At 40.9% G+C, this 25,473-nt stretch carries 20 protein-coding genes; 11 read left to right on the top strand and 9 right to left on the bottom strand.

Annotation, left to right across the window (positions count from 1 at the left end):
• Positions 1 to 315: 315 nt before the first annotated feature.
• From NIES1031_RS01670 to NIES1031_RS01655, 4 genes are all read right to left on the bottom strand, one after another.
• Positions 316 to 1,152, bottom strand: coding sequence for a metallophosphoesterase (locus tag NIES1031_RS01670; RefSeq protein ID WP_073547793.1), 837 nt, complete (start codon positions 1,150 to 1,152; stop codon positions 316 to 318).
• 109 nt (positions 1,153 to 1,261) lie between these two features.
• A complete protein-coding gene (locus NIES1031_RS01665; RefSeq protein ID WP_143167680.1) occupies positions 1,262 to 1,714 on the bottom strand; it encodes a DUF29 domain-containing protein in 453 nt (150 codons plus the stop codon).
• Between the two features lie 31 nt (positions 1,715 to 1,745).
• Positions 1,746 to 3,203 carry a dihydrolipoyl dehydrogenase family protein gene (locus tag NIES1031_RS01660; protein ID WP_073547791.1) on the bottom strand — a complete coding sequence of 486 codons (1,458 nt, stop codon included), beginning with the start codon at positions 3,201 to 3,203 and terminating at the stop codon, positions 1,746 to 1,748.
• 55 nt (positions 3,204 to 3,258) lie between these two features.
• On the bottom strand, positions 3,259 to 3,675 hold the full coding sequence (locus tag NIES1031_RS01655; RefSeq protein WP_015189670.1) for a secondary thiamine-phosphate synthase enzyme YjbQ: 417 nt from the start codon (positions 3,673 to 3,675) through the stop codon (positions 3,259 to 3,261).
• Between the two features lie 77 nt (positions 3,676 to 3,752).
• Here NIES1031_RS01655 and NIES1031_RS01650 point away from each other — a divergent pair, with 77 nt between their 5' ends.
• From NIES1031_RS01650 to NIES1031_RS01640, 3 genes are all read left to right on the top strand, one after another.
• The gene (locus NIES1031_RS01650) at positions 3,753 to 5,522 is read left to right on the top strand and encodes a cyclase family protein (protein WP_073547790.1); all 1,770 of its coding nucleotides are present in this window, start codon (positions 3,753 to 3,755) and stop codon (positions 5,520 to 5,522) included.
• Positions 5,523 to 5,705: 183 nt separating this feature from the next.
• Positions 5,706 to 6,854, top strand: coding sequence for a nucleotide-binding protein (locus tag NIES1031_RS01645; RefSeq protein ID WP_073547789.1), 1,149 nt, complete (start codon positions 5,706 to 5,708; stop codon positions 6,852 to 6,854).
• Positions 6,855 to 6,941: 87 nt separating this feature from the next.
• Positions 6,942 to 7,694, top strand: coding sequence for a Uma2 family endonuclease (locus NIES1031_RS01640; protein WP_073547788.1), 753 nt, complete (start codon positions 6,942 to 6,944; stop codon positions 7,692 to 7,694).
• A gap of 12 nt (positions 7,695 to 7,706) precedes the next feature.
• Here the strand turns inward: NIES1031_RS01640 and NIES1031_RS01635 are convergent, their stop codons facing one another.
• Positions 7,707 to 8,051 carry a TMEM14 family protein gene (locus tag NIES1031_RS01635; protein ID WP_073547787.1) on the bottom strand — a complete coding sequence of 115 codons (345 nt, stop codon included), beginning with the start codon at positions 8,049 to 8,051 and terminating at the stop codon, positions 7,707 to 7,709.
• Positions 8,052 to 8,124: 73 nt separating this feature from the next.
• On the opposite strand from NIES1031_RS01635, the gene NIES1031_RS01630 reads away from it, so the two are divergent.
• The 5 genes from NIES1031_RS01630 (at position 8,125) to NIES1031_RS01610 (ending at position 14,796) form a co-directional block, all read left to right on the top strand.
• A complete protein-coding gene (locus tag NIES1031_RS01630; RefSeq protein ID WP_073547786.1) occupies positions 8,125 to 9,411 on the top strand; it encodes an ATP-binding protein in 1,287 nt (428 codons plus the stop codon).
• A gap of 54 nt (positions 9,412 to 9,465) precedes the next feature.
• Positions 9,466 to 10,851, top strand: a complete 1,386-nt coding sequence (locus NIES1031_RS01625) for a tellurite resistance TerB C-terminal domain-containing protein (RefSeq protein ID WP_073547785.1) — start codon at positions 9,466 to 9,468, stop codon at positions 10,849 to 10,851.
• 22 nt (positions 10,852 to 10,873) lie between these two features.
• Complete coding sequence (locus tag NIES1031_RS01620; RefSeq protein ID WP_073547784.1) at positions 10,874 to 12,181, top strand: ATP-binding protein; 1,308 nt, start codon at positions 10,874 to 10,876, stop codon at positions 12,179 to 12,181.
• Positions 12,178 to 14,313, top strand: coding sequence for a DEAD/DEAH box helicase (locus NIES1031_RS01615; RefSeq protein WP_073547783.1), 2,136 nt, complete (start codon positions 12,178 to 12,180; stop codon positions 14,311 to 14,313). Before NIES1031_RS01620 ends, NIES1031_RS01615 begins: the two co-directional genes overlap by 4 nt.
• Before the next feature lie 75 nt (positions 14,314 to 14,388).
• The gene (locus NIES1031_RS01610; RefSeq protein ID WP_073547782.1) at positions 14,389 to 14,796 is read left to right on the top strand and encodes an acyl-CoA thioesterase; all 408 of its coding nucleotides are present in this window, start codon (positions 14,389 to 14,391) and stop codon (positions 14,794 to 14,796) included.
• 14 nt (positions 14,797 to 14,810) lie between these two features.
• On the opposite strand, the gene NIES1031_RS01605 is transcribed toward NIES1031_RS01610, so the two are convergent.
• The 3 genes from NIES1031_RS01605 to menA form a co-directional block, all read right to left on the bottom strand.
• Entirely contained in the window at positions 14,811 to 16,148 is a 1,338-nt protein-coding gene (locus NIES1031_RS01605; RefSeq protein ID WP_143167679.1) for a 2-succinylbenzoate--CoA ligase, read from the bottom strand.
• Positions 16,118 to 17,086: an o-succinylbenzoate synthase gene (locus NIES1031_RS01600; protein WP_073547780.1), complete on the bottom strand. Its 969-nt coding sequence runs from the start codon at positions 17,084 to 17,086 to the stop codon at positions 16,118 to 16,120. Before NIES1031_RS01600 ends, NIES1031_RS01605 begins: the two co-directional genes overlap by 31 nt.
• 93 nt (positions 17,087 to 17,179) lie before the next feature.
• Positions 17,180 to 18,085, bottom strand: coding sequence for a 2-carboxy-1,4-naphthoquinone phytyltransferase (menA, locus tag NIES1031_RS01595; RefSeq protein WP_073547779.1), 906 nt, complete (start codon positions 18,083 to 18,085; stop codon positions 17,180 to 17,182).
• Positions 18,086 to 18,526: 441 nt separating this feature from the next.
• On the opposite strand from menA, the gene NIES1031_RS01590 reads away from it, so the two are divergent.
• Positions 18,527 to 19,828, top strand: coding sequence for an isochorismate synthase (locus NIES1031_RS01590; protein ID WP_236738676.1), 1,302 nt, complete (start codon positions 18,527 to 18,529; stop codon positions 19,826 to 19,828).
• Here the strand turns inward: NIES1031_RS01590 and NIES1031_RS01585 are convergent.
• On the bottom strand, positions 19,820 to 21,124 hold the full coding sequence (locus NIES1031_RS01585; protein ID WP_143167678.1) for a glutamate-5-semialdehyde dehydrogenase: 1,305 nt from the start codon (positions 21,122 to 21,124) through the stop codon (positions 19,820 to 19,822). The genes NIES1031_RS01590 and NIES1031_RS01585 overlap by 9 nt on opposite strands.
• 207 nt (positions 21,125 to 21,331) lie before the next feature.
• On the opposite strand from NIES1031_RS01585, the gene NIES1031_RS01580 reads away from it, so the two are divergent.
• Together NIES1031_RS01580 and NIES1031_RS01575 are read left to right on the top strand one after the other, a co-directional pair.
• Positions 21,332 to 23,326 carry a M48 family metalloprotease gene (locus NIES1031_RS01580; RefSeq protein WP_073547777.1) on the top strand — a complete coding sequence of 665 codons (1,995 nt, stop codon included), beginning with the start codon at positions 21,332 to 21,334 and terminating at the stop codon, positions 23,324 to 23,326.
• Positions 23,327 to 24,069: 743 nt separating this feature from the next.
• On the top strand, positions 24,070 to 25,455 hold the full coding sequence (locus NIES1031_RS01575; protein WP_073547776.1) for a serine/threonine protein kinase: 1,386 nt from the start codon (positions 24,070 to 24,072) through the stop codon (positions 25,453 to 25,455).
• The last annotated feature ends 18 nt before the right edge of the window (positions 25,456 to 25,473 follow it).

The following is a 25,473-nucleotide window of genomic DNA, read 5'->3' as shown; positions in this document are numbered from 1 at the left end:
CTACACGATTTCCCTAATTAACGCACTGCAAAATAGAACTAAACGTCATGCAGTGTGACCAACAATCCACATCAAAAGCCATAGGTAAAGACCTTCAATTTCAGGAGATGGGATGTAGCAACTGCGCTAGTCCTGAATATTTAATTCGGCTTTCAATTCTAAAACTAAAATGAAAGCATAAAGCCTACGATTACTTTTGGCGCTGCGCGCTATCGCGGCACTAACAATATCTCACTCTATTGTTAAGAACTGAATAACTTTGCGTTAATAGACTGCCATAATTTAGTTAATGAGCGCTTAGTGAATTTCCCATCACTAGCCACCAGTTACTAATGTAATCACAGTCACTTCTGGGGGACAAAAAAAGCGTCCAGGAAGATACGTTCCTAAACCGCGATTGACATACAACTGATTTTCACCAACACGATGATAGCCTTGCGCCCATTCCCAATGTCGGACAACTTTGGCGCATTCTTTTTGCATAAACGGAACCCAACGCCGCATTTCTTTGGGAAGGCTACGCCGAAAGTCTTTATAAACAGATATAGCGGGTCCCATACCAGGAATGGTAAACTGACCGCCGTGCGTATGGCCGGATAGCTGTAAATCAACACGCCATTTTTTTAAGACTTGGGCGGTATCAGGATTGTGTGATAGAACAATGCGGGGTATGTTGTTGTCGAGTTGACGCATGACAGGTTTGACTTTAAACTCTTTTGACCAGTAATCGGCAAGTCCGACAATCGGTAATCCCGTACCTAAAGGATAAGCAATTTGATTCCAGAGAACATCAATATTAATGCAACTCAGCGCTTTGGTAATTTCGGCTTGCGATTCAGGGTAATAAATATCGTGGTTTCCGAGTACCGCACAAATTCCCGCGCGACTTTGGAGGTGTTTCAGTCGCAAGACGAGTTGATGTATTGGGGTAGGATCGTCGGTGACGTAATCGCCTGTGAGAACAATGAGATCCGGTTCAACTTCGTTGCTGGCGGCGATCACTTGCGCTAACATTTCTTCCGACAGTCGCAAGCCATCGTAATGGAGATCCGAAAGTTGCACTAGCTTTGTTCCCTGTAAGGAGGGAGGAAGATCGGCGATCGCAACTGTTAATTTCTCTACACTCAAAGATCCAGATAACAGCCAGTGCATATAGCGTTAATTCACTCCTTGTTTAGTAGCGCTTCCAGCTTATACTGTTTTTTCTTAAGGTTGCTACTAGGGAAAAGCAGGGGTGCAAGGGGATAACAAAAGAAGTTTGTTATTGTAGCCAAAACTCTTGTGACAATATTGCTTCAGGATCGCGGCTAAACTCCCAGTGTTCGGGAAATGGAACTTTAGCATACTCTAGCTTGACTTGTGTTAAGGCGTATTGCCAACAGTCATCAAAAATTTCTGTAAAGTATTTTTTGAGGCTAGGAGACTGTTTTAACTGAAGTTGTAGCTGTCTGCGTTGTTCTTTGATTGTCAATTCCCAACTACGATTATCATAGGCAGAATCGATATAGATGCGTTTGAGTAAGTGGGAAAGTAATACTTCTAATCGATGAATTAGTTCTCGCTTTTCGCTCTTTCCCAAAGCTATGATTTCCTCAATTAAGTTTTCCCAATCTAAGTTGTCAACATCACGTACTTTTAGTTTGGCTGCGGTATCCTCTAGCCATAACTGGAAATCTTGATCGTATAGTTTTGATTCAGCAGTTTTTTGGAGCACGTTGCTTTCCTTTATGATGAGACTTGACAGTTTACCCTAGCGATCGCAACAAGCGAAACATTTTTTCTAATAAGCCTTGCAGCGTGTGATTTTTTTCATATCTTTCTTGCGTGCGGGCAAAAGCGGCTTTACTAATGACTTCTGCAAGCGTGGGATAAATGTGAATCCCTCCTAAGGCAGAAATTTTCAGCTTATGCGACATTGCTAAGACAATTTCATGAATTAATTCGCCTGCGGCTGCACCAACGATGTGCGCGCCAAGAATTTCGCCGTTGCGTTTCGTGATAATTTTGGCAAAGCCTTGCGTTGCAGCTTCGGCTTGGGCGCGATCAACGTCTGCATATTCTTGTATAATTACGTCAATATTGTTACCGTAACGCTGTCGCGCTTCAGCTTCGGTTAAACCAACGCGGGCGAGTTCAGGATCGGTAAATGTCGCCCAGGGAATGACGCGATAATCAACTTTGAGAATCGGTAGGAATAAGGCATTTCTAATAATCACATTGGCTTCGTGGCTAGCAACATGAGTAAATTGATAACCACCAATCACATCACCGCAAGCGTAGATTCGAGGGTTTGTTGTTTGCAGTTTGGCGTTAACGCGAATTCCTTTTTGATCGCCTTGCTGATTGTAACCTGCGGCATCTTGTTGCAGTTCCACTTTTGCAGCTTTTAGATTTAACGATTCCACATTGGGATTGCGCCCAGTCGCAACCAGAATTTGATCGACGGCAATTTTTTCATTTTTGGCAATTAAGTATTTTTGTCCATTGACAACTTCGACACGTTCCACTCGTGTTTTTGTCAGAATGCGAATTCCTTCGGAAATGAGTTGCTGCTGTACTACGGCGGCGGCTTCGGGATCTTCTTTGGGTAAAAGGCGATCACTACTACTAATAATCGTAACTTGAGAACCTAATCGTGCAAAAGCTTGTCCTAATTCACACCCGATAGGTCCACCGCCAATAATACCTAAAGTGTCGGGGCGATCAGTAATTTCAAAAACTTCTTCGTTTGTAATGTAACCTGCTAGTTGTAATCCAGGAATTGAAGGAATGGCAGGGCGCGAACCTGTAGCAATAACGAAGGTTCTTGCGCTTAAGCGACGATTATTAACGACAAAAGTGTGTGGATCGACAAATTCACCACTACCGAAAATTACTTCAGCACCTAAAGATTCAAATCGCTGGGGTGAATCGTGCGGTTCAATTGCGGCGATCGCACTTTGCACGTGTCCAATTGCTTTAGCAAAATCGATTTTGTTATCGTTACAGAGAATTCCAAACCGCGAGGCGTGTTTGACTTCGTAGGCGACACGAGATGCATGAATTAAAGATTTACTCGGAACGCAACCATACCACAAACAATCACCACCTAGGCGATCGCGTTCGACTAAAGCAACTTTGGCTTTGAGTGCAGCAGCAACTCCCGCAACGACTAAACCACCCGAACCACCGCCAATCACAACGACATCATATTCTACTGCCATGATATTTCTTGCTGCATACTACGATTGAATTGACTCACTAACAACTAGCCAATAATCACTCTCCATAAATCGTGACAACGACTTTCCGCTGACGTGGTTTGATATCACATTCTAAATGAAAGATTTGTTGCCAAGTACCTAACTCTAGCTTGCCATTTTGCACGGGTACTGTTAAAGATGGACCTAGCCATGTAGCTTGCAAATGCGAGTGTCCGTTACCATCGTGCCACATTTGCTCGTGTCCGTATTCACGACTTGGTGGAATGAGTTTATTCAGAAGTTCGGGTAAGTCACGCTGCAATCCTGGTTCAAATTCAATCGTACCAATCGAGGCGGTACTACCCACATTAAATACGTGCGCCATTCCGGTTTTGATTCCCGACTTTTTCACAATCGAGTTAACCTGATCAGTAATATCATGCATATCCCCGTGTGTTTTAGTCGATAAAGTAATGTGGTTTTGATAAATCATGCTTAACTCACAAAACTACTAAAAATTCCATTCTGGCGCAATCTTATGCTTATGCACCTAGCAATTACCAATTACCAATGATTCTAGACTCAACCAAATCTTATCTACTTGCAGAAGTTGCACCCTTAGCTAACGAAATTGATACTCACCCTGAAATCTTATTCAAAGCCCTCAAAGGATTAGGTAATCTAGGTTTACTTGCGTTACGAGTACCGCCACAATGGGCTGGAGTTGGTATCAGTGATGAAGCGTTTGCGAGTTTTCAAGAATTGGTAGCTAGGTATTCTGGTGCATTAGCTTTTTTGCAAACACAACACCAAAGCGCTGCGGGGATGTTGGTACAAAGCAGTAATTCTCGGCTACAGCAAGCGTATCTTCCACGCATGGGTAACGGAGATGTTTTACTTGGTGTCGGTTTTTCACATATTCGACGGCTAGGAAATCCCGTAATCGCGATACCTGTAGCTGGAGGCTATCAAATCGATGGGTTTGTTCCTTGGGTAACTGGTTGGAATTTGTTTGCTGAGTTTATCATTGCTGCCACCTTACCTAATGGTGGTGCTGTTTTTGGCATTGTACCTTTTGTAGAAACGCAACAAGCTACAGGCGGTGCGATCGCTTTTAGCCCTCCAATGCAACTCGCCGCTATGCGATCAACAAGTACAGTCAGCGCGACTTTGATGCGTTTTTTCTTACCAAGTGATCGCGTCGTCTTTGTGAAACCTGCGGGGTGGATTCATAATAACGATATCAAAAATGTGCTGCGCGGAACTCCATTACCTATAGGTTGTGCAATGGCGGGGTTGGATATTGTCAAAGCAACAGCACAAACGAAATCTTTAGCGTTTATTGATGAAGCTTTTACGGCGTTGGATCGCGAATTGAACGAATGTCGAGAGGCGATCGCCCAAGCACAACACTCTACATTTACACAAAAAGTACAACTGCGCGCCTGGGCTATTGATTTAGCAGTACGTACCGCACACGCAGCGGTGACAGTTTCGAGTGGTAGTGCCAATGATACCGCGCATCCAGCACAACGAGTGTATCGCGAAGCGCTAGTATATACAGTCTCAGGGCAAACTCCTGCAATTATGGAAGCAACTTTAACGCAATTAACTTCCCCACTGCGATATCACTCAAACAAGCGTCGAAACATCTCCTATTCGCAAGTCATTCATCTCAGCCACGTAATTCATCCTGATATTCCTCAATGGCTAGGCGATCCGCCTGTGGAATTTGAAACTGTTGCTGAGTTGCATCAAGATGGTTATTACCTCCGGCGTTTCGCTTTCGGCGAACACACTGCAACGCATATCAACGCGCCTAAGAGTTTTTACGCGGATGGATTAGGAATCGACCAATATCCTGCGGATCTATTAGTTGTTCCTGCGATTGTGTTGAATATCCAAGCACAAGCCGTAAATCCTGACTACACGCTGAGCGTTACTGATATTTTAAATTGGGAGCAACAACACGGTGCAATTGCTCCTGGATGTGTGGTGTTACTGTACACAGGATGGCAAAACAAGTGGTGGGATAAAGCCGCATTTCTCAATGCTGATGCATCTGGCAATCTTCATTTTCCAGGATTTAGCTGCGATGCAACGCAGTTTTTACTAGAACGACAAATTGCCGGTGTAGGAATTGATACACATGGCGTCGATTCTGGACAAGATACCACGTTTGCAACGAATCGATTAATACTAGAAAAAACAAGAATTGTCTTAGAAAATTTAACGAATCTCGATCAATTACCTGTACGTGGATCTACGCTAGCAATTGGTATTTTACGCTTACAAAATGGTTCGGGTTCGCCTGCTGCGGTGATGGCATTCATTCCATAATCGCAAAGTATTTTTATAAGGTTCGCACTTTCTTCATCAAGTTTCATCGATTCTTCATTGTTGACTCCGTATATTCCCTACAATTGTGATGCTAGCATAGCTTTTAAATGATAATGAAGCTCCAATTATGGAGTGATTTATCGCAAAACATACTGAACTTTTTATTGTTTAAAATCTCTAACTATGCCTGCAACATTAGAATACAATTTTGTTCATGATTTCACTCATTTTGAGCAGCACGTCGCTAAAATCTTTCACAAATATGGTTGGACTGTTGAAACTGCTAAACCTAATCAACCTGGATACGATTTAGTTGTTAAAAAAAATCATTGTGTTGTGGCTGTACAAGTTAAATGGCTGAAAAACAATGCAACATCAACACAACTATCAAAGTTTGCCGATTATCTAGATTCTCCTGAAGGTAAACAATTTAATGCTGGTATTTTTCTCACAACAAAAGGCTTCGGTGGTCCAGCGCGTGCTTTAATTAAATCTTGGGGTCAAGATACTAAGATCCGTTGTGGTGTCGCAACTGACAATGGTTTTAACTTCATAAACGGTGATGTTGAAGTAACGCCACCACCTGAACCTCCCAAGCCTGGCAAAATCTATTTCGGTGTATTTACTTGTAAAGGTGGTGTAGGTAAAACAACAGTTGCAGCGCATTTAGCAGGTGCATTTGCGTTACAAGGTTTCAACGTAGCTTTAGTAGATTTAGACCCTGAAGAAAATTTACAAAAGCTTGTCGGTGATGGTGTTTATGTTCCTAATCCTAAAGGAATGGGGACAACAATTGAAGTATTTAAAGGCGAAGATTGGCATGAGGATGCTGCGCGTGATGCCAAGGTTGTGATTTTTGATTGTTCGCCTGCAATGGAAAGAAATCACTCTGAATTAGTAGCAAAATTTGATTATTGTATTATTCCCACAACTTTAAATCCTTTGGGCATTAATAAGCATGGAAAAGTCATTCAAGAGACTGTAAAAGACATACGCAGAATTAATAGAAATGCCCATTTATTTGTATTAGTTAATAATTTTAAAGATCCTGGATACCGACGTTTGCAGATTTTGAGAAGAGCTTATGCAGATATTTATAAAGAAACGAGTAAAATAGACGATAAGTTTCACTGTATTGACCCTGAAGAAGTTTGTATTCGTGCTAGCGATCTTCTTTATTACTGGGGTATCCATATTCTGGAAAGTCCAGATAATCCCCGTAGTGAATTAGCGTTTAACTTAATCGGTGGAAGATGCTATCCGCGCGAAGATTTTATTAACTTAGCCGATTACATCGAGCAGAAAGCGGGAATTGGAATTTTGAGAGACTAATTGAGAAGGAAGGCGATCGCTTTCCTCAACGCTCATCATGTAATATAAATGTACTAACAAGGCAATCTCAGCAGGGAGAGTTTTACGATGTCGTCTACGGAAGAAAAGACAATCTCTCAAGATGTGGGGTGGGATTGGGAACCGCCGATGCCACCTACTGATTTGATATTCGATGATGGTGAACCCTTGGAAAGCAATCGTCACCGTATTGCAATGGATGTCTTGATTCGATCGCTAGAACAAGCTTGGTCGAAGCGCAATGACTTTTTTGCAGGCGGTAATATGTTTATTTACTATAGCAGCACTCAAGCACGCAATCGCGACTTCCGTGGACCAGATTTTTTTGTTGTTTTAGACGTTGATGGCACAAAGTCACGTCAAGGTTGGGTAGTGTGGGAGGAAGATGGGCGATATCCAGATGTCATCGTCGAGTTGATGTCGCCGTCAACCGCGGAAGTAGACAAGATAACAAAGAAAGAGATTTACGAACGCACGTTTAGAACGCCAAATTATTTTGTGTACGATCCTTTTAATCCGAGTTCGCTACAAGGATGGCAATTAGATGGTAGCCATCGCTATCAGCCGTTAGAAGCAAATGAACGCGGATGGCTGTGGTGTGCAACTTTGGGTTTTTGGTTAGGTATTTGGGAGGGAACTATACAGAGAGAAACTGCACCTTGGTTGCGTTTTTTTGATAGTTCTGGCGATTTAGTTTTGTTACCCGAAGAAGCAGCACAGGTAAAAGTACAACAAGCTACTCAACAAGCCGAACAAGAACGTCAAAAAGCGGAACGCTTGGCAGCACAACTAAGAGCATTAGGAGTAGAACCTGAAGTGTGAGATCATGTCTAGTTAAAAGCTTATTATTAAGGTAACAGAGGCGATCGCTCCTAATTGACTTACCATGATGACTAGCGTGAGAACTCCCAACGTCAGCATTAATCCCGCTGGCATAAACTTGCGTGTTTTTACGAATCTAATTGTAAATACAACTACTAAGATAGCTGTAATAGCCAGTGCTAAAATAAAGCCCCAAGATTGTCCTTGTAAATAAAATACTCCCCCAGCAATGAGCAGTAAACCGCTAATGATTCCCGAAATTAAAGATGCCGTACTCCGAGCTTGCGTGTAACCGATAATACCGCCAATGATGGCAATGATTCCATAGGCGATCGCTGCAATAATAGCTATATTCATTGCTTATTCTAAATTTATCGTTAACTATCGGCAGACAATTTACCATGACTGAGGTAGATTGCTGAATTTATTTATGGATACGCACGTCAGTAACTCAATTCAAACCCTAAGATGTCAAGCAGCATCGTTGCTACTATACCAATCTGTGCTGCTTAACGAAGTTGGTCAAGCTTTTTTACACTTATTACAGACACTCAGTAACGGTGTAAATAAAATTAATTGTCTTCAAGCGTATGGCAATTACTTCAAAGCTTTAGCTGCAAGTAACCAAAGTTGGCAAGACTACCTCATAGAGCAAATTCTACGCGATGATAATCCCTTCTCACAACAAGTTCAGCAAACAGAAACCTTACCACCAGCCCTCTTAGCCGCAGCTAAGCAAGATTTACAAGTGTTGCAGAGTCTTTACCAATGCAGTAGCGATACTTTGAGTCAGTGGGTGCAAGTTGTTACAGGATTACAAACACCACTTGCAGTATGGGATAATCAAAGGCAAGAAACTTATGAAATTCCTTTCCACCAAACAGCAAATTGGGAAACTCTTGTATCAGACTTAGGTGTTTATTACTCTAGATTTGGTACAGGTTTATTTGCAAATCGTGCTTTACGTTGGCAAGCTGGAGAATTTGTTGGTATTTCACATCCAGATTCGATTCAACTTGCTCAACTTGTAGGTTATGAACTGCAAAAAGAAACTTTGCTCAAAAATACCGAGTTTCTCTTATCTGGATATTCTGCATTGCACGTACTACTTTATGGTAGTCGCGGGTCGGGAAAATCTTCGTTAGTTAAAGCATTGTTAAATCACTATCAAAATCGCAATTTGCGTTTGATTGAAGTTGCTAAGTCGGATTTAAAAGATTTACCGGAAATTGTTGAAAAATTGCGGAATCTACCGCAGAAGTTTATTATTTTTGTTGACGATCTTTCGTTTGAGGAAGATGATGACGCGTTTAAAGCTTTAAAAGTTGTTTTGGAAGGTAATTTAACTGCGCGATCGCAAAATGTTGTAGTTTATGCTACCTCGAATCGCCGTCATTTGATTCGAGAATTTTTTGATGATCGACCACGGGCTAGAGATCGTGAAGAGGTTCATGTGTGGGATACCATGCAAGAAAAGTTGTCGTTTAGCGATCGCTTCGGTTTGACTTTGACTTTTGAACCCGCAGATCAGAAAACATACTTGAGTATTATTCGTCATCTCGCGGCGCAAGCAGGAATTTCCTTATGTCAAGAAGATTTAGAATATCGTGCATTGCAATGGGCAACACGGCATAATGGACGATCAGGACGTACCGCACGACAGTTTATTGATTTTCTTAAAGCCGAATTAGCGGTGTTTGGTTCTTCTCAAGCCTAATCTATCTGTTAATCTGGATGCAGTTTCATAACCATTAAGATAAGCGATCGCGCTATGGTTAGTAATCGAATCATTTTAGGTGCAGTTGCCTTTGGTGTCAGCTTCGGAATCAGCTTCCTCTCCAATAGAAACGCAAATCGGGCGTTACTTACTAGTTTAATCACTCTTCCTGCTACTTATGCAGCAGCAATTGTTGTAGACAAACGTCAAAACAATCGTGAATTACTTGTTTTATCATCTCAACGCCAGAAAATTTATGACCTAGAAGCCCAAGAAATTAACTTGAATCGAATTCTCTCAAATGCAAACTTAAAAAAACAAGAATTAGAAAATAGCATTCATTATCTACAAACCGAGTGTAATCAACTACGCAGTCAAGTTGAAGCAAGGCATCACTACAAAGATGATTTACAACAAGAATTAAAGATTTTAAAAGAACAAAAAGAAGATTTAGAGAAAGAACTAAATACTCTACACGCTAATCTCTGCGAACTTGAACAACAAAAAGCAACTGTATTCACTGAAAAGAAAGCATTAGAGCAAAATTCGGATGCCTTACGTCTAGAGTTAGCACAACTACATAGAGATTTTACTGTAACAACACAACAAAAAGAAGCTCTAGAGCAGGAAATAGCTAATTTACATCAACAACAATCAGCTGTATCATCTCAATTAAAGAGTTTACACATCCAAGTTAACAGCTTAGAAACTCAACATAATCAAGAAAATCAAGCGATTCAGGAATTAAGGCTAGAACAAGATAAACTTCAAAAGCAGCTAATACAGCAGCAATCAGAAAAAGTAGCACTGGAAGTTGATCTGCAAAGTTTTAAAGAACAAAAACGGCAAGTAGAACTTAAAACATATATTTTGCAAAATCAAATAGAAAAATTAGAACAATACAAAAATGATATCCAGAATAAACTTACCTCTCTAAAAGGAGAAAAAGAACAACAACAAGCTGATTTACTCGCTTTACAAGAAGAACGAAATCAACTACAAAGCCAAATTCAAGAGTTTCACCAGCAGATAGAAGCTTTAATCGCAGAACCAATAAGCGATGACGATAAGCAGGAAGATGCAGAATTATTTCCTTTTTCAGAATTAATCGATAGCCTAGAAACACCAGAAGTAGAAGTGACGGCTTCCCATGAACTTCCAGAAGAATGGATGGAATTTATGGAACAGCTTCCTGGCTATCAAGTTCAAATTTTAAAAGCAATTTTAGAGCAAAATCATCCGAGCAAAGTTATTAAAGAAATTGCCGAATCTAAAGTAACAATGCCGGCAATTTTGATTGATAATATTAACGAGTGCGCTATTGACACAATTGGCGATCGCATTATCGATTTTGACTCTGGGCAATTAGAAATTGTTGAAGATTACCGTGAAAATGTGAAACAAGTCATTCAAATTTATAAAGGTATAATGAGTAGTTAACTACTTGACAGATTTAAATTCAATGTCCACAAAAATCAGTAAACGAATTGCGAGTGCTATTATTAATTCTTTGAGTGCTGGCGTCGTACCGAGAATCGGAATTGACAATGTAGCGGTTGGTAGAGAGAAAGAAATCAAAAGTCTTTTGCAGAATCTTGAGGATGTTGCACAAAAAGGTGCAGCATTTCGCTTTATTGTCGGAAACTACGGTTCAGGTAAAAGTTTTATGTTGCAATTGCTGCGCAACCAAGCAATGGAACAAGGATTTGTCGTAGCTGATGCTGACTTATCTGCTGAAAAACGACTAGCAGGAACAAATCAAGAAGGATTAGCAACCTACCGCGAATTGATGCGAAATATGGCAATCAAAAATCGTCCCGAAGGTGGTGCGTTAGTTTCCATATTAGAGGGTTGGATTAATAAAATTCAACAAGAAGTTGCAAAAGAAACCGGAACCCGCCCAAATGACGATCGCTTTGACGATTATGTAGAAACCCGCATTCAAGAAGTTGTTGCAAGTATAGAAGGATTAGTTCACGGATTCGATTTTGGTAACGTCATCAGCGCGTATTGGCGTGGATACCGATTAGGAAATGACGAGAAGAAAAGTGCAGCCTTACGGTGGCTGCGCGGTGAGTTTAATAGCAAAACGGAAGCAAAATCAGCATTAGCTGAAGTTCGCGTGATTATTGACGATGATACTTGGTACGACTATATTAAACTCATCGCTAAATTTACTGCGGATATTGGTTATCAAGGGCTTTTAGTTTTTCTCGACGAAGCTGTACATTTATATCAGATTGCCAATGCGATCGCCCGCGAGAAGAATTACGATAAACTGCTAGCAATCTTTAATGATACAATGCAGGGTAGAGTCGAAAACTTAGGAATTTTTGTAAGTGGTACTCCAAAGTTTTTAGAAGATCCCAATCGCGGGCTTTTTAAAAACCCAGCTTGGCAAAGACGCACTAAAGAAAGCCGTTTTGTTAAACAAGCTGGTATGCAAGATGTTTTCAGCCCAGTGATTCGATTGACTCCTTTAAATTCAGCAGAAATTTATGCTCTTTTACAACGAATAGCTGATGTTCATGCTGTTAATTTTGGTTATGAAGTTAAGTTGCAAAAGCAAGATTTTCAAAACTTTGTGCAAGCAGTAGAAAATCGCTTGGGTGCAGAAGCGTTATTAACACCAGGGGAAATTGTGCGCGACTTTATCGGTGTTCTCAATGTTATACACCAAAATCCAGCGATCGCCTTTTCTCAACTCATTCGCGGCGCAGATTTACGCTTAACTTCTAACAAAGATGATGCTGCGGAATTTAGTTTATGAGTAAAGACACATTTCATAAACTCGCGCCCTTTATCCAGCAATACATATACGAGCATAACTGGAACGAATTACGTTTAGTACAAGTCGCCGCCTGCGAAGTTATCTTTGATACTGATGCTCATCTATTAATTACCGCTGGTACGGCTGCGGGGAAAACCGAAGCAGCATTTTTACCTGTATTAACTCTACTGCACGAACAGCCACCGTCAACGATTGGGGCATTATACATAGGTCCTATTAAAGCATTAATTAATGATCAATTTCAACGGTTAAATGATTTAGTTAAAGAAGCTGATATTCCGATTTGGCATTGGCATGGTGACGTTTCGCAAAGTCGCAAAAATAAGCTATTGAAAAACCCAAAAGGAATTCTCCAAATTACCCCAGAATCTCTAGAAGGATTGTTACTGAGAAAACATCATGATTTAACTCGTCTTTTTGGTGACTTACGATTTGTCATTATTGATGAAATTCATGCTTTTATGGGTTCTGAACGCGGCTATCAAATTCTTTGTCAGTTAGCACGTTTAGAAAATGTTACTCATAATTATCCTCGGAGAATTGGTTTATCAGCAACGCTAGGCGATTACTCTTTGGCAGAAAAATGGCTCGCTTCTGGTACAAATCGAACCGTCATCACTCCTCAGATAGAATCAGAAAAGCGCCAAATTAAATTAGCTGTAGAACATTTTTATATCAACACCCAAGATAGTAGTAACTACCACAAATATATTTTCAATTTAAGTCACTGTAAATGTTTAATATTTGCAAACAATCGTTCGCAAACCGAATCAGTCATTGCTTCTTTACGCCAACTTGCACAAGCGGAAGGATTACCAGATATTTATCACGTACATCACGGGAGTATATCGGCTTCTTTAAGAGAAGCAGCTGAAAAGGCAATGCGCCATACACCTTTAGCAGTGACAGCCGCAACATTAACGTTGGAATTAGGGATAGATATTGGACAATTAGAACGAGTTATTCAGCTAGAAGCACCATTGAGTGTAGCAAGTTTTTTGCAACGTCTAGGGCGTACTGGAAGACGCGGCGAACCTGCGGATATGCGTTTTGTTTGTGCAGAAAATGAGTTATCGCTTGCAGCATCGTTACCTGCACAAATTCCTTGGCAACTTTTACAGTGTATTGCAATTATTCAACTTTATCTCGAAGAACGTTGGATTGAACCGATACAACCACTAGAATATCCGCTCAGCTTGCTGTATCACCAAACAATGAGCATTTTAGCAGCAATGGGAGAATCGTCTCCTGCGGTTTTAGCCCAGCAAGTTCTTAGTTTACCACCGTTTAGTGCTATCTCAAAAGACGACTACAGAATCCTACTACGCTATTTAATTGATATCGATCATATTCAGCATGAGTCGGGAAAATTGATTATTGGTTTAGCTGGCGAAAAAGTTATCTCAAAATTTCAGTTTTATGCCGTTTTTCCCGACAATGAAGAATACACTGTAAAAAACGATTCTACAGAAATTGGCAGCATTCTAACTCCACCACCTGTAGGAGATCAATTCAGTTTAGCTGGAAGAACGTGGGAAGTTTTAGACGTAGATTTTAAAAGAAAAACGATTGTTGTCAAACAAGTTGCTGGAAGCGCTAGCATCGCTTGGCGCGGTGGAAGCGGTAATATTCATACCAAAGTTATGCAACGAATGCGCAAAGTATTACTTGAAGATATAGAGTATAGTTATCTACAACAAAATGCACGCGATCGCCTGAAAAAAGCACGACAACTCGCTAGACGAATTAACTTAGATAATATTGTCCTAGAAAATGATGCTTGTTATCTTTTTCCTTGGATGGGTACAGTTGCGTATAGAACGTTAGAAAGAGTTTTAAACTACTGCTTGAGAGAAGATTTGGAAATTAAAAGCATTACAGGAACGAATCCCTACTATCTCAAACTTAAAGGTACAGAGATAACACAGCTTTATGATGTTATGACTTCGTTAGGCGATCGCAGCATCACTACCCAAGATTTAGTAGCAGCGGCTGAAGCCCCCAGAATTCAAAAATACGATGAATTCATTCCCCCAGGATTGTTACGTAAAGCTTTCACAACTGATTATCTCGATCTTGACGAACTTAAGCAATGTATAGCTATTTGGTAAGCTGCTTATTGAACACTGCGGTTATGAGGTGCGAGTGCAATTGTTCATCTTCCTCAGATTATTCTTTTTCCTAAAATGGCGTTTACTTATCATCGCACTGTTCGCTTTCAAGATACCGATGCAGCTGGTGTTGTTTACTTTGCTAACGTCTTGGCGATGTGTCATGAAGCTTACGAAGCATCGCTAGCAACATCAGGGTTCAATCTGAAGGCTTTTTTTAGCAATCCTGCGGTGGCGTTTCCGATTGTGCGTGCGAGTGTCGATTTTTTTCGCCCGCTATTTTGTGGCGATTTGTTATCGATTCGCTTGATTCCGCAAAAATTACAAGAGGATAGTTTCACAATTGCTTATGAGGTGATGGCGACGGAAAAGGTTGTCGCAAAAGCAATGACTCAACACGTTTGTATTGATGCGGAAAGTCGAAAAAGGCAAAGTTTATCGGTGGAAATGGAACAATGGTTGCAGCAGTGGGGGGACAGATAGCAGGGAAGATATATCTATTTTTGGAGTAAGGTTAAGGCGAGTTGTTGTAAAGATTGACGATTGATTTTACCTTGGGAGTTGCGGGGTAAGGTGGTGAGGGAAATCCAATGTTTGGGAATTTTGAATTTGCTGAGTTTGGCTTTGAGGGTTGTTTGTAAGGTTGTTGCGGATGTATTTGATTTGGGAACGTAAATCGCTGTTACAGCTTGTCCCCAATGAGGATCGGGAATGCCAATGACGCATATATCCGTTACCATTTGGGTATCGCGGATTGCTGTTTCAACTTCGACGGGATAAACGTTTTCGCCACCTGTAATGATTTTGTCGCTACTACGCCCAATGATGTTTAAATATCCTTGATTATCGAAATAACCTAGATCGTCTAGGGTAAGTTCTGGTTGGGTAAAGATATGCGGATAGTAGCCTAGCGCTAAAGATTCGGCTTGAATTTTAATGTTACCCTGTTGATTGCAAATGGTCACTTGCGCGTGAGGTAAAACTTTCCCACAGTTGGTTTTCCCTTGCAGAAATTCCTCAGGTTTAAGCGTTGCAATCTGCGCAGCGGTTTCTGTCATTCCGTAAGTTAGTGCTAAACGGATGTTTTGGGTTCGGGCTTGTGTTAACAATTCACTCCAAGCTGGCGCACCACCTAATAATACCGTTTGAAATTCTGCTAAGCGATCACTAAGTGACGATTGCAAAATTCGTTGTAGTTGTGTGGGTACTAAGGAAATAAAAAAACGTTGTAGGTTCGGATAAATTGCTTGTTCCATTTGCTGGAAGTTTTGAATAACGAGATCGCCCCCACTGATAAAAGAACGCATAAACTGCATGAAGCCGCTGACGTGATACAGTGGCAGTATGCAGTACGAATGAACTTGCTCAAGTTGAAAATATTTTCTAAAACCTGTTACTGATGCTGCAAGTGTTTCCCAATTGTGGATCGCAAATTTGATTTTGCCTGACGAACCACCAGTAGGAATCATGATCGAGTTGGGAATGGGTAATGGGTCATTGGTATTGGTGGTAACTGTGGCAGGCATTTCTAAATGACTTGCTAAGATAATGTCGGGTTGAACTAAATCAAAGACTTGTTGCCACTCATAGTTTCCCCAATCAGGATTACATAGAAAAATAGGATAGCCCGCAGTATAAGCAGCGATAAAACTCGCTAAAAATCTTACAGGTTCGCGTTCAGCAAGAAGAACTTTAGAATTTTGTTGAAGAAATTGAATTTGTGAAGAGATCTCCTCAATTAATTGCGGTAGGCGATCGCTGTTTTCACAAAGCAAATGATTTTTGGTGTAGTTCTTAAAATCTGCTAGTGAGTACTCCATAACCTTTCTAGCCATTGGCTATCTTCTGGTGCCAACAAATGATCGACTCCAAACCCTACCGTCCGATTTGGCGAAGATAATTCCCTTGCAAGTTTCAAAGCTGCTGACTTACCAATTTCTGTTTCAAACACAGAGGAAAAAACCGCGTCAATTTGATATTCACGACAAAACTGACGCAGACGTGAAGGAAACCCCGCGATCGCAGGCTTGATAATGAAAATCCCCCGCCAACCTTTGTGGTAGCATTCTTGTAATTGCTTCAATGTCGCGACAGACTCATCTAAGGCGATCGCGCAGCTATAACAGCGACTCAACTCTAACATCGCTGCAAATTCTTCTACTGCTAATGGTTGTTCGAGATACTCAACTTCTACCGTTCCTGCGGGATTTTCTGCAAAGCGATCGCACGTCTGCAACCACAACTGCGCCTGATCGTAACTTAATCCTCCATTTGCATCTAAGCGTAGTTTCGCCGACACGGGTAATTGCATCAGTTTTGCAAAGATTTTTAATTCCTCTGCGATCGCACCAACGCCAATTTTCCATTTAAAGGTACGATAACCTTTTTCCCACAATTTCTCCCAAGCGCCTAAAGCTGCTTCTCCAGCAGGTAACAACCCACTATAAGTTAGACTAGGTTTTCCATCTCCCACCTCTTCCAACACTGACTCAAACCCGAATTGACACGCGGGTAAAGTATCGGGAATCGAATCAATCATCTCCTGAGTTACTTTTGGCGGTAGCTGACAGCAAAAAGCCCAAGCTTGTTCGATTGTTTCCGAACCAAACCAACTTATAGGGGCAATTTCACCATAGTCTACCTTACCCGTCGCATCTGTAAAACGCAGAATAATTCCCTCACGCACTTTCCAGATACCGTGACTTGTGTGAAGTGGTGATTGAAATTGTCGTTGGTAGCGACGAAACTCAAGCTGGTAGGTTGCTATTTCCACATCAAATGTTAGAAATCATACTTTTTAAGGCTAAGTAATGGGAAATGGGGAATAGTTAATAAGTTGACCCAATTACCAATGACCAACCATTACTTAACTTGCTGCTAGCATAAACCCTAAACCAAGTAGCAAACCGCTCCAAAAATGCATTTCTACGGCTAAGAATTTGCAATTGCTCACTTTTTCGGGTTGATTGTGATATTGCCAAACGTGACGAAATAGCTTGAATGCAAACGGTAAGCTGAGCAAGCTGAGTAACGTCCAAACGGGAAATATGCCGAGAATGACGAATAAACCGACTATGACATAAATACTACCACCAACCCAAGGCAAAAGTTTTGCAGAGTGCTGCGTTCCCATACGCACAACTGGCGATCGCTTTCCTGCGGCTAAATCGTCTTTAACTTGATGAAAATGCGAACAAAATAAAATCAAACTCGTGACAATGCCCACAATGACACTAGCCGCTAAACTCATAAGTGACCATGATTGCGTTTGGCTATAATATGCTGCTGCGACTGCCAATGGACCAAAACAAACAAAACAAATAATCTCACCTAAACCTTGATACCCTAGGCGAAAAGGAGGTCCTTGGTACATATAACCCAACACACAGCACAGTAAAATTATACCAACGACCGTTAAATCTTGTTGCCACCAAGCAATTGCTAATATTCCGAGTAATCCTAACGCTAGAAATAAGTTCCCTAGCCAAAATATAAACGATTTATTACCTGTTAAATTAACGAGAGAATGAGCTTTATTTTTATCGATTCCAGTTTCTGAATCAAACACATCATTACTCAAATTTTCCCAAGCAAGAATGAATATTGCCGCAGCGATAAAAGTTGAGAATACTGCTGAGTGAAAATATTTAGTTTCAGCAAATGCGACCGCACTTCCTACCCATATTGGCATAATTGCCACGCTGTACATTGGTGGCTTAATTGCTGCCATCCATAACTTGGTATTTGGATATTCTATCAGTTTTGTAGTCATTATGTTAGTTTGATTAAACTGCTAAATCGCACAAAAGCTGTTATGTTAGTAAACTTTCTTTGTAATAGATAAAAGTCTCACCTTGTTAATAGAAAATTATAAAATTCTCTTTAAACATTGTCGATTATTCTGTAACATAAAATGAGATATCAAACTGTGGAAGCGATGATAAACCTTGCTAGAGAAGCAGTACACGGTAAAAGCCCTCCTTCGCCTGTCTAGTTTTTAGGTTAGACAACAAAGTGGTTAATCACAGCATGAGTTATGTTACTAGCAATACACCACGGTTAATCACAACTTAGGAAGAAAACTTTAAAAAAATTTACTTTTTCGCCATCCATGCCAGTTTTACCGTGTCACCCGCATACTTTTGTTTACCATAATGAGCTATACCAATTTCTTTCCTATTGCCAACAAAATGTAGCAAATGAATCGCAGATTGTGAGTGTTTCGCTCGAAATTGATAGCGTCGATCCATTAATCGTACTTCAGCAAATAGCCAAACCAAATCAACAGAGTTTTTACTTTGAGAACAAAAGCAAAAATCAAGCGATCGCAGCAATTGACGTAGTTACAAAGTTACAAACTTGCGGCGCAAATCGCTTCGCCCAAGCCCAACAATTTATCAATTCGTGTCTCGCGCAGACTATCACCATTGGCACAAGCAAAGATGCTATAAGTCCACACTTTTTCTGTAGCTTCAGCTTTTTTGATGAGATAACACAAAGCAATTATCCATTTTCAGCAGTTACAGTTTTTCTACCTCGCTGGCAAATTTCTTGCAACGGCGATCACTGCATATTAGTTGCTAATTTTTTGATAGATGCTAAGACAAACTTAGATAGATTATACCAAGATTTGTGTCAAATAGTGAGAACGATAAATTTCTTAAAATACACATCAACTGCAATCAATAACACTAACTCAATCATCTGCAATGAAGAAAAAAATATTAAGAATTTTAAAAAGACGATCACATCTTGCCTAGAGTTAATCGAATCCAATTATTTTCAGAAAATCGTCTTAGCGCATCCTCTAGATGTAACTTATGAAGAACCTATAGACTTATTGCGATCGCTTGACAATTTACGCAACATTCATCCAGGATGCTACATTTTTGCCATCAGTAACGGGAAAGGACAAAACTTTATTGGTGCCAGCCCAGAACGTTTAATCAGTATCCATAACCAACAGTTAAGCACCGATGCCCTAGCAGGATCGGCACCACGCGGTAAAACTCTAGCAGAGGATACTATGCTAGCCAATAGTTTGCTCACGAGCGAAAAAGAACAACACGAACATCGCGTCGTTAGTGATTTTATTACCCAGTGCTTGTATCAATTGGGAATTACACCACAAATTTTACCTCCACGACTGCGGCAACTTTCCAATATTCAGCACTTGTGGACGCCAATTCAAGCTCAACTACCGACTCACGTTCACCCGCTAGAAATCGTTGCGGCGTTACATCCTACTCCAGCGGTAGCAGGCGTCTCACGCGATAAGGCTTGCACGAAAATTCGAGATTATGAAACTTTTGAACGCGGTTTATACGCTGCACCTATAGGGTGGCTAGATGCGCAAGGAAACAGCGAGTTTATCGTCGGCATTCGTTCAGCAATGATTGATCGCGATCGCGCTAGACTTTATGCAGGTGCAGGTATCGTTGCCGGTTCTAATCCTGATCGCGAAGTGGCAGAGATTCAACTCAAACTCCAAGCATTGCTAAAAGCTTTAGTCTAAATCTTTGTGTGCAAACGATTTGGCATTGTCACCGCTGTAAGTTGCGACGATATGACCATGACCTACGAGCTTATACTTGTAAGTTACCAAACCTTCTAACCCCACAGGTCCGCGTGGTGGAAGTTTTTGCGTACTAATTCCAACTTCAGCACCAAAACCGTAACGGAAGCCATCCGCAAAGCGCGTAGAACAATTATGAAAGACACCAGCCGCGTTGACTTGCGAGAGGAAAGTCTCTGCTGCATCGGTATTCTCGGTAACGATCGCATCTGTATGTCCCGAACCATACTCATTAATATGCGCGATCGCGTCCGTTAAAGAATCAACAACTTTAATTGATAAAATTAAGTCGCTGTATTCCGTTGACCAATCACTTTCGGTTGCAGGCGTAATATTGTCTAGAATTTCACAAGTTCTAGCATCGCCGCGTAACTCAACATTATGCTGTTGCAAAGCTGGGGCGACAAGCGTTAAAAATGCGGGTGCGATCGCTTCATGGATTAACAGCGTTTCAATTGCATTACACGCCGCTGGATACTGCGTTTTCGAGTCTACAGTAATTGCCACTGCTTGACTTAAATCTGCTGCACGGTCAACATAAAGATGACAAATACCATCCGCATGACCTAATACTGGAATGCGCGTATTCTCCTGAACAAAGCGCACAAACGAATTAGAACCTCTAGGAATAATCAAATCAACGAATTGGTCGAGTTGCAATAATTCTAAAGTTGCTTCGCGGGTAGTCAATAACTGCACAGCATCAGGACTAATCGCGGTTTGAGATAATCCAAGATGAATCGCTTTAACAATCGCCTCACACGAGCGAATTGCTTCTTTCCCACCTTTAAGAATCACGCCATTACCTGATTTTATCGCCAACGCTGAAATTTGAATCGCTGCATCAGGACGAGCTTCAAAAATCACCCCCAACACACCCAAAGGACAAGTCACGCGCTTGAGAATCAAACCATCATCAAGCTGACGGTGAATTTGCACTTCCCCTACGGGATCGGCGAGTCTTCCAACATCCCGAACCCCCGCGATCGCACTTTGCAACTTTGCGCGGTCTAACTTCAGTCGATGATATAAAGGTTTAGGAATTCCATCTTGTGCCGCCGCAGCACAATCCGCCGCATTCGCCGCCAAAATTTCATCCGCAGCAGCTTCTAACGCTTGCGCGATCGCCTCAATCGCCTGATTCTTCGCTTCAGTAGATAAAACTGCTAATGTTTGCGCGCAGTCACGAGTTTTGCGGGCGAGCGCAGTTAACGAAAGGTTAATCTGAGTAGTCATAACATTACACTAATGACTGCTCTACGATCCTATCAATCACCGCTCCCATTTGGAATTTTAGATTCACCTCTCCACGCTAACGCTTGGCAATCGCGGTTCATTCAATGTCTTAATTTACACAATCTTCATCAAACTTCTCCGAATTGACAAGAAGTAACGTTGAAGTTCTGGGTATATATAAAGACAAGTACATACAGAGGCGAACTTATGTCTCTTCAATTTGAATTATTACAAACAGCTATAGAAGCCTATCAACAACAACGTTACCACGAAGCAGTAGAAATACTAGAAAACTATTGCAGTAGTATCGACCATAACAGTAAATACTATCTACAAGTACAATTTTGGTTAATCAAAGCGTATCAAAAAAATCAACGCTCGCGTGCGATCGCGCTGGCGAGACAACTTGCGACTCACCCTCATCCAGAAGCCCAAAAGTGGGCAAAACTTGCGCTTGAATCTTTAAATAAACAATCACAATCTCGTACATCACACACCAAACCAAAACGAGCCGCACAAGCAGGTATTAAACTTGCTATGGCAGGAGTTGCAAGTAATCTGGCGCTAGCATCCGGCGTAACGATAACTTTGCTTTTGGGAATGGTATTCGTCTTGTTTTTAGCACTGACATTCATCCTCAGTAGCGATAATCCTACCAGCGGATTGATGGTTGCGATCGCCGGCACACTTCTATTCAACACCGCAGCCTTTTTCCTCTCACCATTGCTCATGGACTTGATGCAGAATTGGCTGTATCGTACCCGCTGGGTATCTCTTGCAGAAATACAGCGCCATAGCCCAGAAACAGCAAGAATTATTCAACGCATCTGTGGACAACAAAAGCTACAGCAGCCCCGATTGGGAATTATCGACGATCAAAATCCTACCGCCTTCACCTACGGCTCGCTACCGAATACAGCGCGTTTGGTCGTCAGCCAAGGACTTTTCACCTACTTAGAAGATGAAGAAATTGCCACAGTCTACGCGCATGAACTCGGTCACATCGTCCACTGGGACTTTGCTGTGATGACGCTGGCGTCAACTCCAGTCCAAATCACTTACTTAATTTACACCTTTGCTCGTAAATTAGGAAGAAGCGGCGGTGAAAAAATAAAAAATGCCGCAGGTACAGCCGCAGCAGTCGCCTATGTGTTTTATCTAGTCGGCACTTATCTACTTCTTTACCTCTCACGCACGCGCGAATACTATGCGGATCATTTCGCGGCTGAAAGCACAGGGAATCCTAATGCACTATCTCGCGCTTTAGTCAAGATCGCCTACGGTATTTTAGAAGAAAGTAAACACGCTACTGAACCAAGTCGCTTAATTGAAGGTACTCGTGCTTTAGGTATCTACGACGCCAAAGCTGCGACAGCAACCGGAACCGCGTATCGAATTGCGCAACCACAACAATTAGGGCGTGTTTTCTTGTGGGATATGTTTAACCCTTGGGGCTGGTTTATGGAATTGAATTCCACCCACCCCTTGACTGGAAAACGCGTCCGCGCTTTAAGTACTTATGCCGAACAACTAGGATTAGAAACGGAGTTTGATTTCAGTCGCGTTATTGCTGAGGGTAAAAGTCTTGATAAGAAAAAGCTCTACGGTAACTTTGCGTTAGACATATTGCTCTATAGTGCAGAAGCGATCGGAATTCTTATTGGTTTTGTTGTTGGTTTACTACTATTTTCTGCCGAAATTGCGAGTGGAACAGTTATCATTGCAACAGTTTTAATTGGTTTTGGCATAGGAACTTTTATCAAAACTGCGGTAATGTTTCCCAATTTTCAATTTGCTGCGAGTTCTGATGTTCTGGAACTAATGTCTAATCCCTATGCAAGTCCCTTACGTGGTAAGCCAATCCAACTCAAAGGTGAATTAATCGGGCGTGGTGATGCTGGGTATCAGTTTGGCTCTGATTTGAAGCTACAAGACTGTACAGGGATGATCTATCTACGCTATGCTTCGCGCTTTGGTGCGTTTGGAAACTTGTTTTTTGGAATGAACCGCGTCAAAAACTTAATTGGTTCTCCGGTGAGTACTGTTGGTTGGTTTCGCCGTGGCGTTATGCCGTGGTTAGATTTAGCTCAGCTACGTACTGATGCAGGTACAGTTGTTAACAGCTATCACCGCTTTTGGTTATACGTTACAGGGGGCGGCGCAATTATTTTAGGTGTAGTGATACTACCAATGCTTGCTTAACTTGATTGCAAACTGCGATCACTTTATTTCTGTATTGTTTGTGCAGTTATTAGTAAAGAATACATCTTGTTACCACGCTCAAATACCAATAAATGAATCAAGTCAATAAGAGTGTAGTCCTTAAAGTTGCTTGCCAAATACACTAGAGCTTTAGTTTCCAAGTGATTAAAATATATTTTATTTGGTTAAGCAGCTTATATATCACACATCTAAAATTACATAAATTGAGATTCCTTAGTAATTTTCTATAAGATTAGTCCATTCTTGTTGTAGTTACTCATAGCAGCACGATTATAGTAAATGCTGCTACTTTTTATTTTTATAAATACTATATTTTCTTTGTGTAAATGGATTAATAATGAGTTAAGAATTCACCGCAACTTTGTGTAAAGGCTATGTACTTATTACTTTCTTAAGCGAAAAAAAGACATTCTGACAAACCCGTATTATAGTTGAATTAATGAAAGTGACGCGAGTGTGATATGAAAAAATCAACTAACAGATAGTTAGACATAAGGAAGCATAAAAATAGCTTTATTATCAAAAACCTAGGTAGCAGTAATTAAAATTTATTTTTTAGCCTCTAATCACTGTTAACAGTGATTAGGTAATTATTGCACAATATTTTTCTGATAACCATTTATCAGCTTTTCAATCTCATTGCTTCTTACCGATTTACTTATACACTTAGTGTCATTAGTAAAGACATAGAGATACAGGGTTACTTATTTGAGGTATTCCCTATGATAGAGCGTATATTACAAAATCGTTATAAAATTCAAAAACAGCTAGGAGAACATCTCGATCAAAAAACTTTGCTTGCCGTCGATCAACAAACTCGTGAATTAGTTGTTATTAAGCTATTAATTTTTAATAGTAACCTAAAGTGGGAAACACTGAAGCTATTTGAGCGTGAAGCTAAGGTTTTGAAGGAACTTTCACATCCAGCTATCCCGCGCTACGTTGACTATTTTGATATTGAGACCACTTTGGGAAAAGGCTTCGCCTTAGTACAAAGCTATATTGATGCTCCTTCGTTAATAGAACATACTAAAAGAGGGCGAAGATTTAGTGAAACCGAGTTGAAGCAGATTGCTAAAGCTGTTCTAGAAATTCTTATTTATTTGCATAACTGCTATCCTCCGATCATTCATCGCGATATCAAGCCAAGTAATGTTTTGCTAGCCAATCGTTCTGGCAATCATGTCAGTCAAGTTTATCTCGTAGACTTTGGTTCTGTGCAAGCTGCGGCAAATGAAGGCGGAACTAAAACTATTGTCGGTACTTATGGCTATATGCCACCTGAACAGTTTGGAGATCGAGCCGTACCCGCATCCGATCTTTATAGTTTAGGAGCAACATTAATTTATTTGGCTACAGGACAACATCCTACCGATTTACCCCAAAAAAATTTACGAATTTGCTTTGAAAAATACGCTAGCCTCTCACCCTCCTTCATAGATTGGTTACAATGGATGACTGAACCAACCCTTGAACAGCGCTTAGAATCAGCGCATCATGCCTTACAAGCTCTTCAATGTGAAACGCTAAGAAAGACGCAATTTCTAGCTGCGGTAAAACCTCCAGATTCTAAGGTTGTTTTAAGCAAAAAGCACGATATTTTAGAAATTTATATTCCACCAAAAGGATTTAGTCTGGAACTTTTGACTATCATTTTCTTTGCCATTCTTTGGATTAGTTTTTTAGTAAACTGGTATGCTATGGCACTTAGCAGCTGGAGTTCTGGAGGATGGTTTGCAGCTTTTTTTGCCCTAGGGCATTTAGCAGTAGGTATTTGGTTGATTATTAAGATTCTGTTTGCCTTTTTTGGACAGATTTGGCTGCGTATAGATCAAGAGAAGATTGCTTTAAAGTATCAACTTTTTGGGTTGACATACCATCATCCCCGTCCTGCTTTGCGGCAGCGCGTGATTAAGTTAGAAAGAACTCAGACTTCTTACAGGACAGATTCTGACGGAGGGCGGGTAGAAGTAAAACCACAAATTAATATTTGGGCTGGAACTAGAAAGTTTAAAATTGGAGGGGGTGGTTTACTCTCGGAAATTGAGTTAGACTGGCTAGCTGTTGAACTTAGTGATTGGTTGGGTTTACCAATAAGTGCGCGATAGCAATAAAGTTGAGGTTTC

This window comes from Chroogloeocystis siderophila 5.2 s.c.1 (assembly GCF_001904655.1).
Classification (GTDB): domain Bacteria; phylum Cyanobacteriota; class Cyanobacteriia; order Cyanobacteriales; family Chroococcidiopsidaceae; genus Chroogloeocystis; species Chroogloeocystis siderophila.
The sequence above is the reverse complement of the archived record's forward strand: the minus strand, read 5'-3'. Positions and strand labels throughout refer to the sequence as shown.

What these genes read in the sequence shown, in the direction of transcription:
- NIES1031_RS01670 (WP_073547793.1), bottom strand. Translation starts at nt 1,152, where the DNA reads ATGCACTGGCTGTTATCTGGATCTTTGAGTGTAGAGAAATTAACAGTT.
- NIES1031_RS01660 (WP_073547791.1), bottom strand. Translation starts at nt 3,203, where the DNA reads ATGGCAGTAGAATATGATGTCGTTGTGATTGGCGGTGGTTCGGGTGGT.
- NIES1031_RS01655 (WP_015189670.1), bottom strand. Translation starts at nt 3,675, where the DNA reads ATGATTTATCAAAACCACATTACTTTATCGACTAAAACACACGGGGAT.
- NIES1031_RS01650 (WP_073547790.1), top strand. Translation starts at nt 3,753, where the DNA reads ATGATTCTAGACTCAACCAAATCTTATCTACTTGCAGAAGTTGCACCC.
- NIES1031_RS01645 (WP_073547789.1), top strand. Translation starts at nt 5,706, where the DNA reads ATGCCTGCAACATTAGAATACAATTTTGTTCATGATTTCACTCATTTT.
- NIES1031_RS01640 (WP_073547788.1), top strand. Translation starts at nt 6,942, where the DNA reads ATGTCGTCTACGGAAGAAAAGACAATCTCTCAAGATGTGGGGTGGGAT.
- NIES1031_RS01635 (WP_073547787.1), bottom strand. Translation starts at nt 8,051, where the DNA reads ATGAATATAGCTATTATTGCAGCGATCGCCTATGGAATCATTGCCATC.
- NIES1031_RS01630 (WP_073547786.1), top strand. Translation starts at nt 8,125, where the DNA reads ATGGATACGCACGTCAGTAACTCAATTCAAACCCTAAGATGTCAAGCA.
- NIES1031_RS01625 (WP_073547785.1), top strand. Translation starts at nt 9,466, where the DNA reads ATGGTTAGTAATCGAATCATTTTAGGTGCAGTTGCCTTTGGTGTCAGC.
- NIES1031_RS01620 (WP_073547784.1), top strand. Translation starts at nt 10,874, where the DNA reads ATGTCCACAAAAATCAGTAAACGAATTGCGAGTGCTATTATTAATTCT.
- NIES1031_RS01615 (WP_073547783.1), top strand. Translation starts at nt 12,178, where the DNA reads ATGAGTAAAGACACATTTCATAAACTCGCGCCCTTTATCCAGCAATAC.
- NIES1031_RS01610 (WP_073547782.1), top strand. Translation starts at nt 14,389, where the DNA reads ATGGCGTTTACTTATCATCGCACTGTTCGCTTTCAAGATACCGATGCA.
- NIES1031_RS01605 (WP_143167679.1), bottom strand. Translation starts at nt 16,148, where the DNA reads ATGGCTAGAAAGGTTATGGAGTACTCACTAGCAGATTTTAAGAACTAC.
- menA (WP_073547779.1), bottom strand. Translation starts at nt 18,085, where the DNA reads ATGACTACAAAACTGATAGAATATCCAAATACCAAGTTATGGATGGCA.
- NIES1031_RS01585 (WP_143167678.1), bottom strand. Translation starts at nt 21,124, where the DNA reads ATGACTACTCAGATTAACCTTTCGTTAACTGCGCTCGCCCGCAAAACT.
- NIES1031_RS01580 (WP_073547777.1), top strand. Translation starts at nt 21,332, where the DNA reads ATGTCTCTTCAATTTGAATTATTACAAACAGCTATAGAAGCCTATCAA.
- NIES1031_RS01575 (WP_073547776.1), top strand. Translation starts at nt 24,070, where the DNA reads ATGATAGAGCGTATATTACAAAATCGTTATAAAATTCAAAAACAGCTA.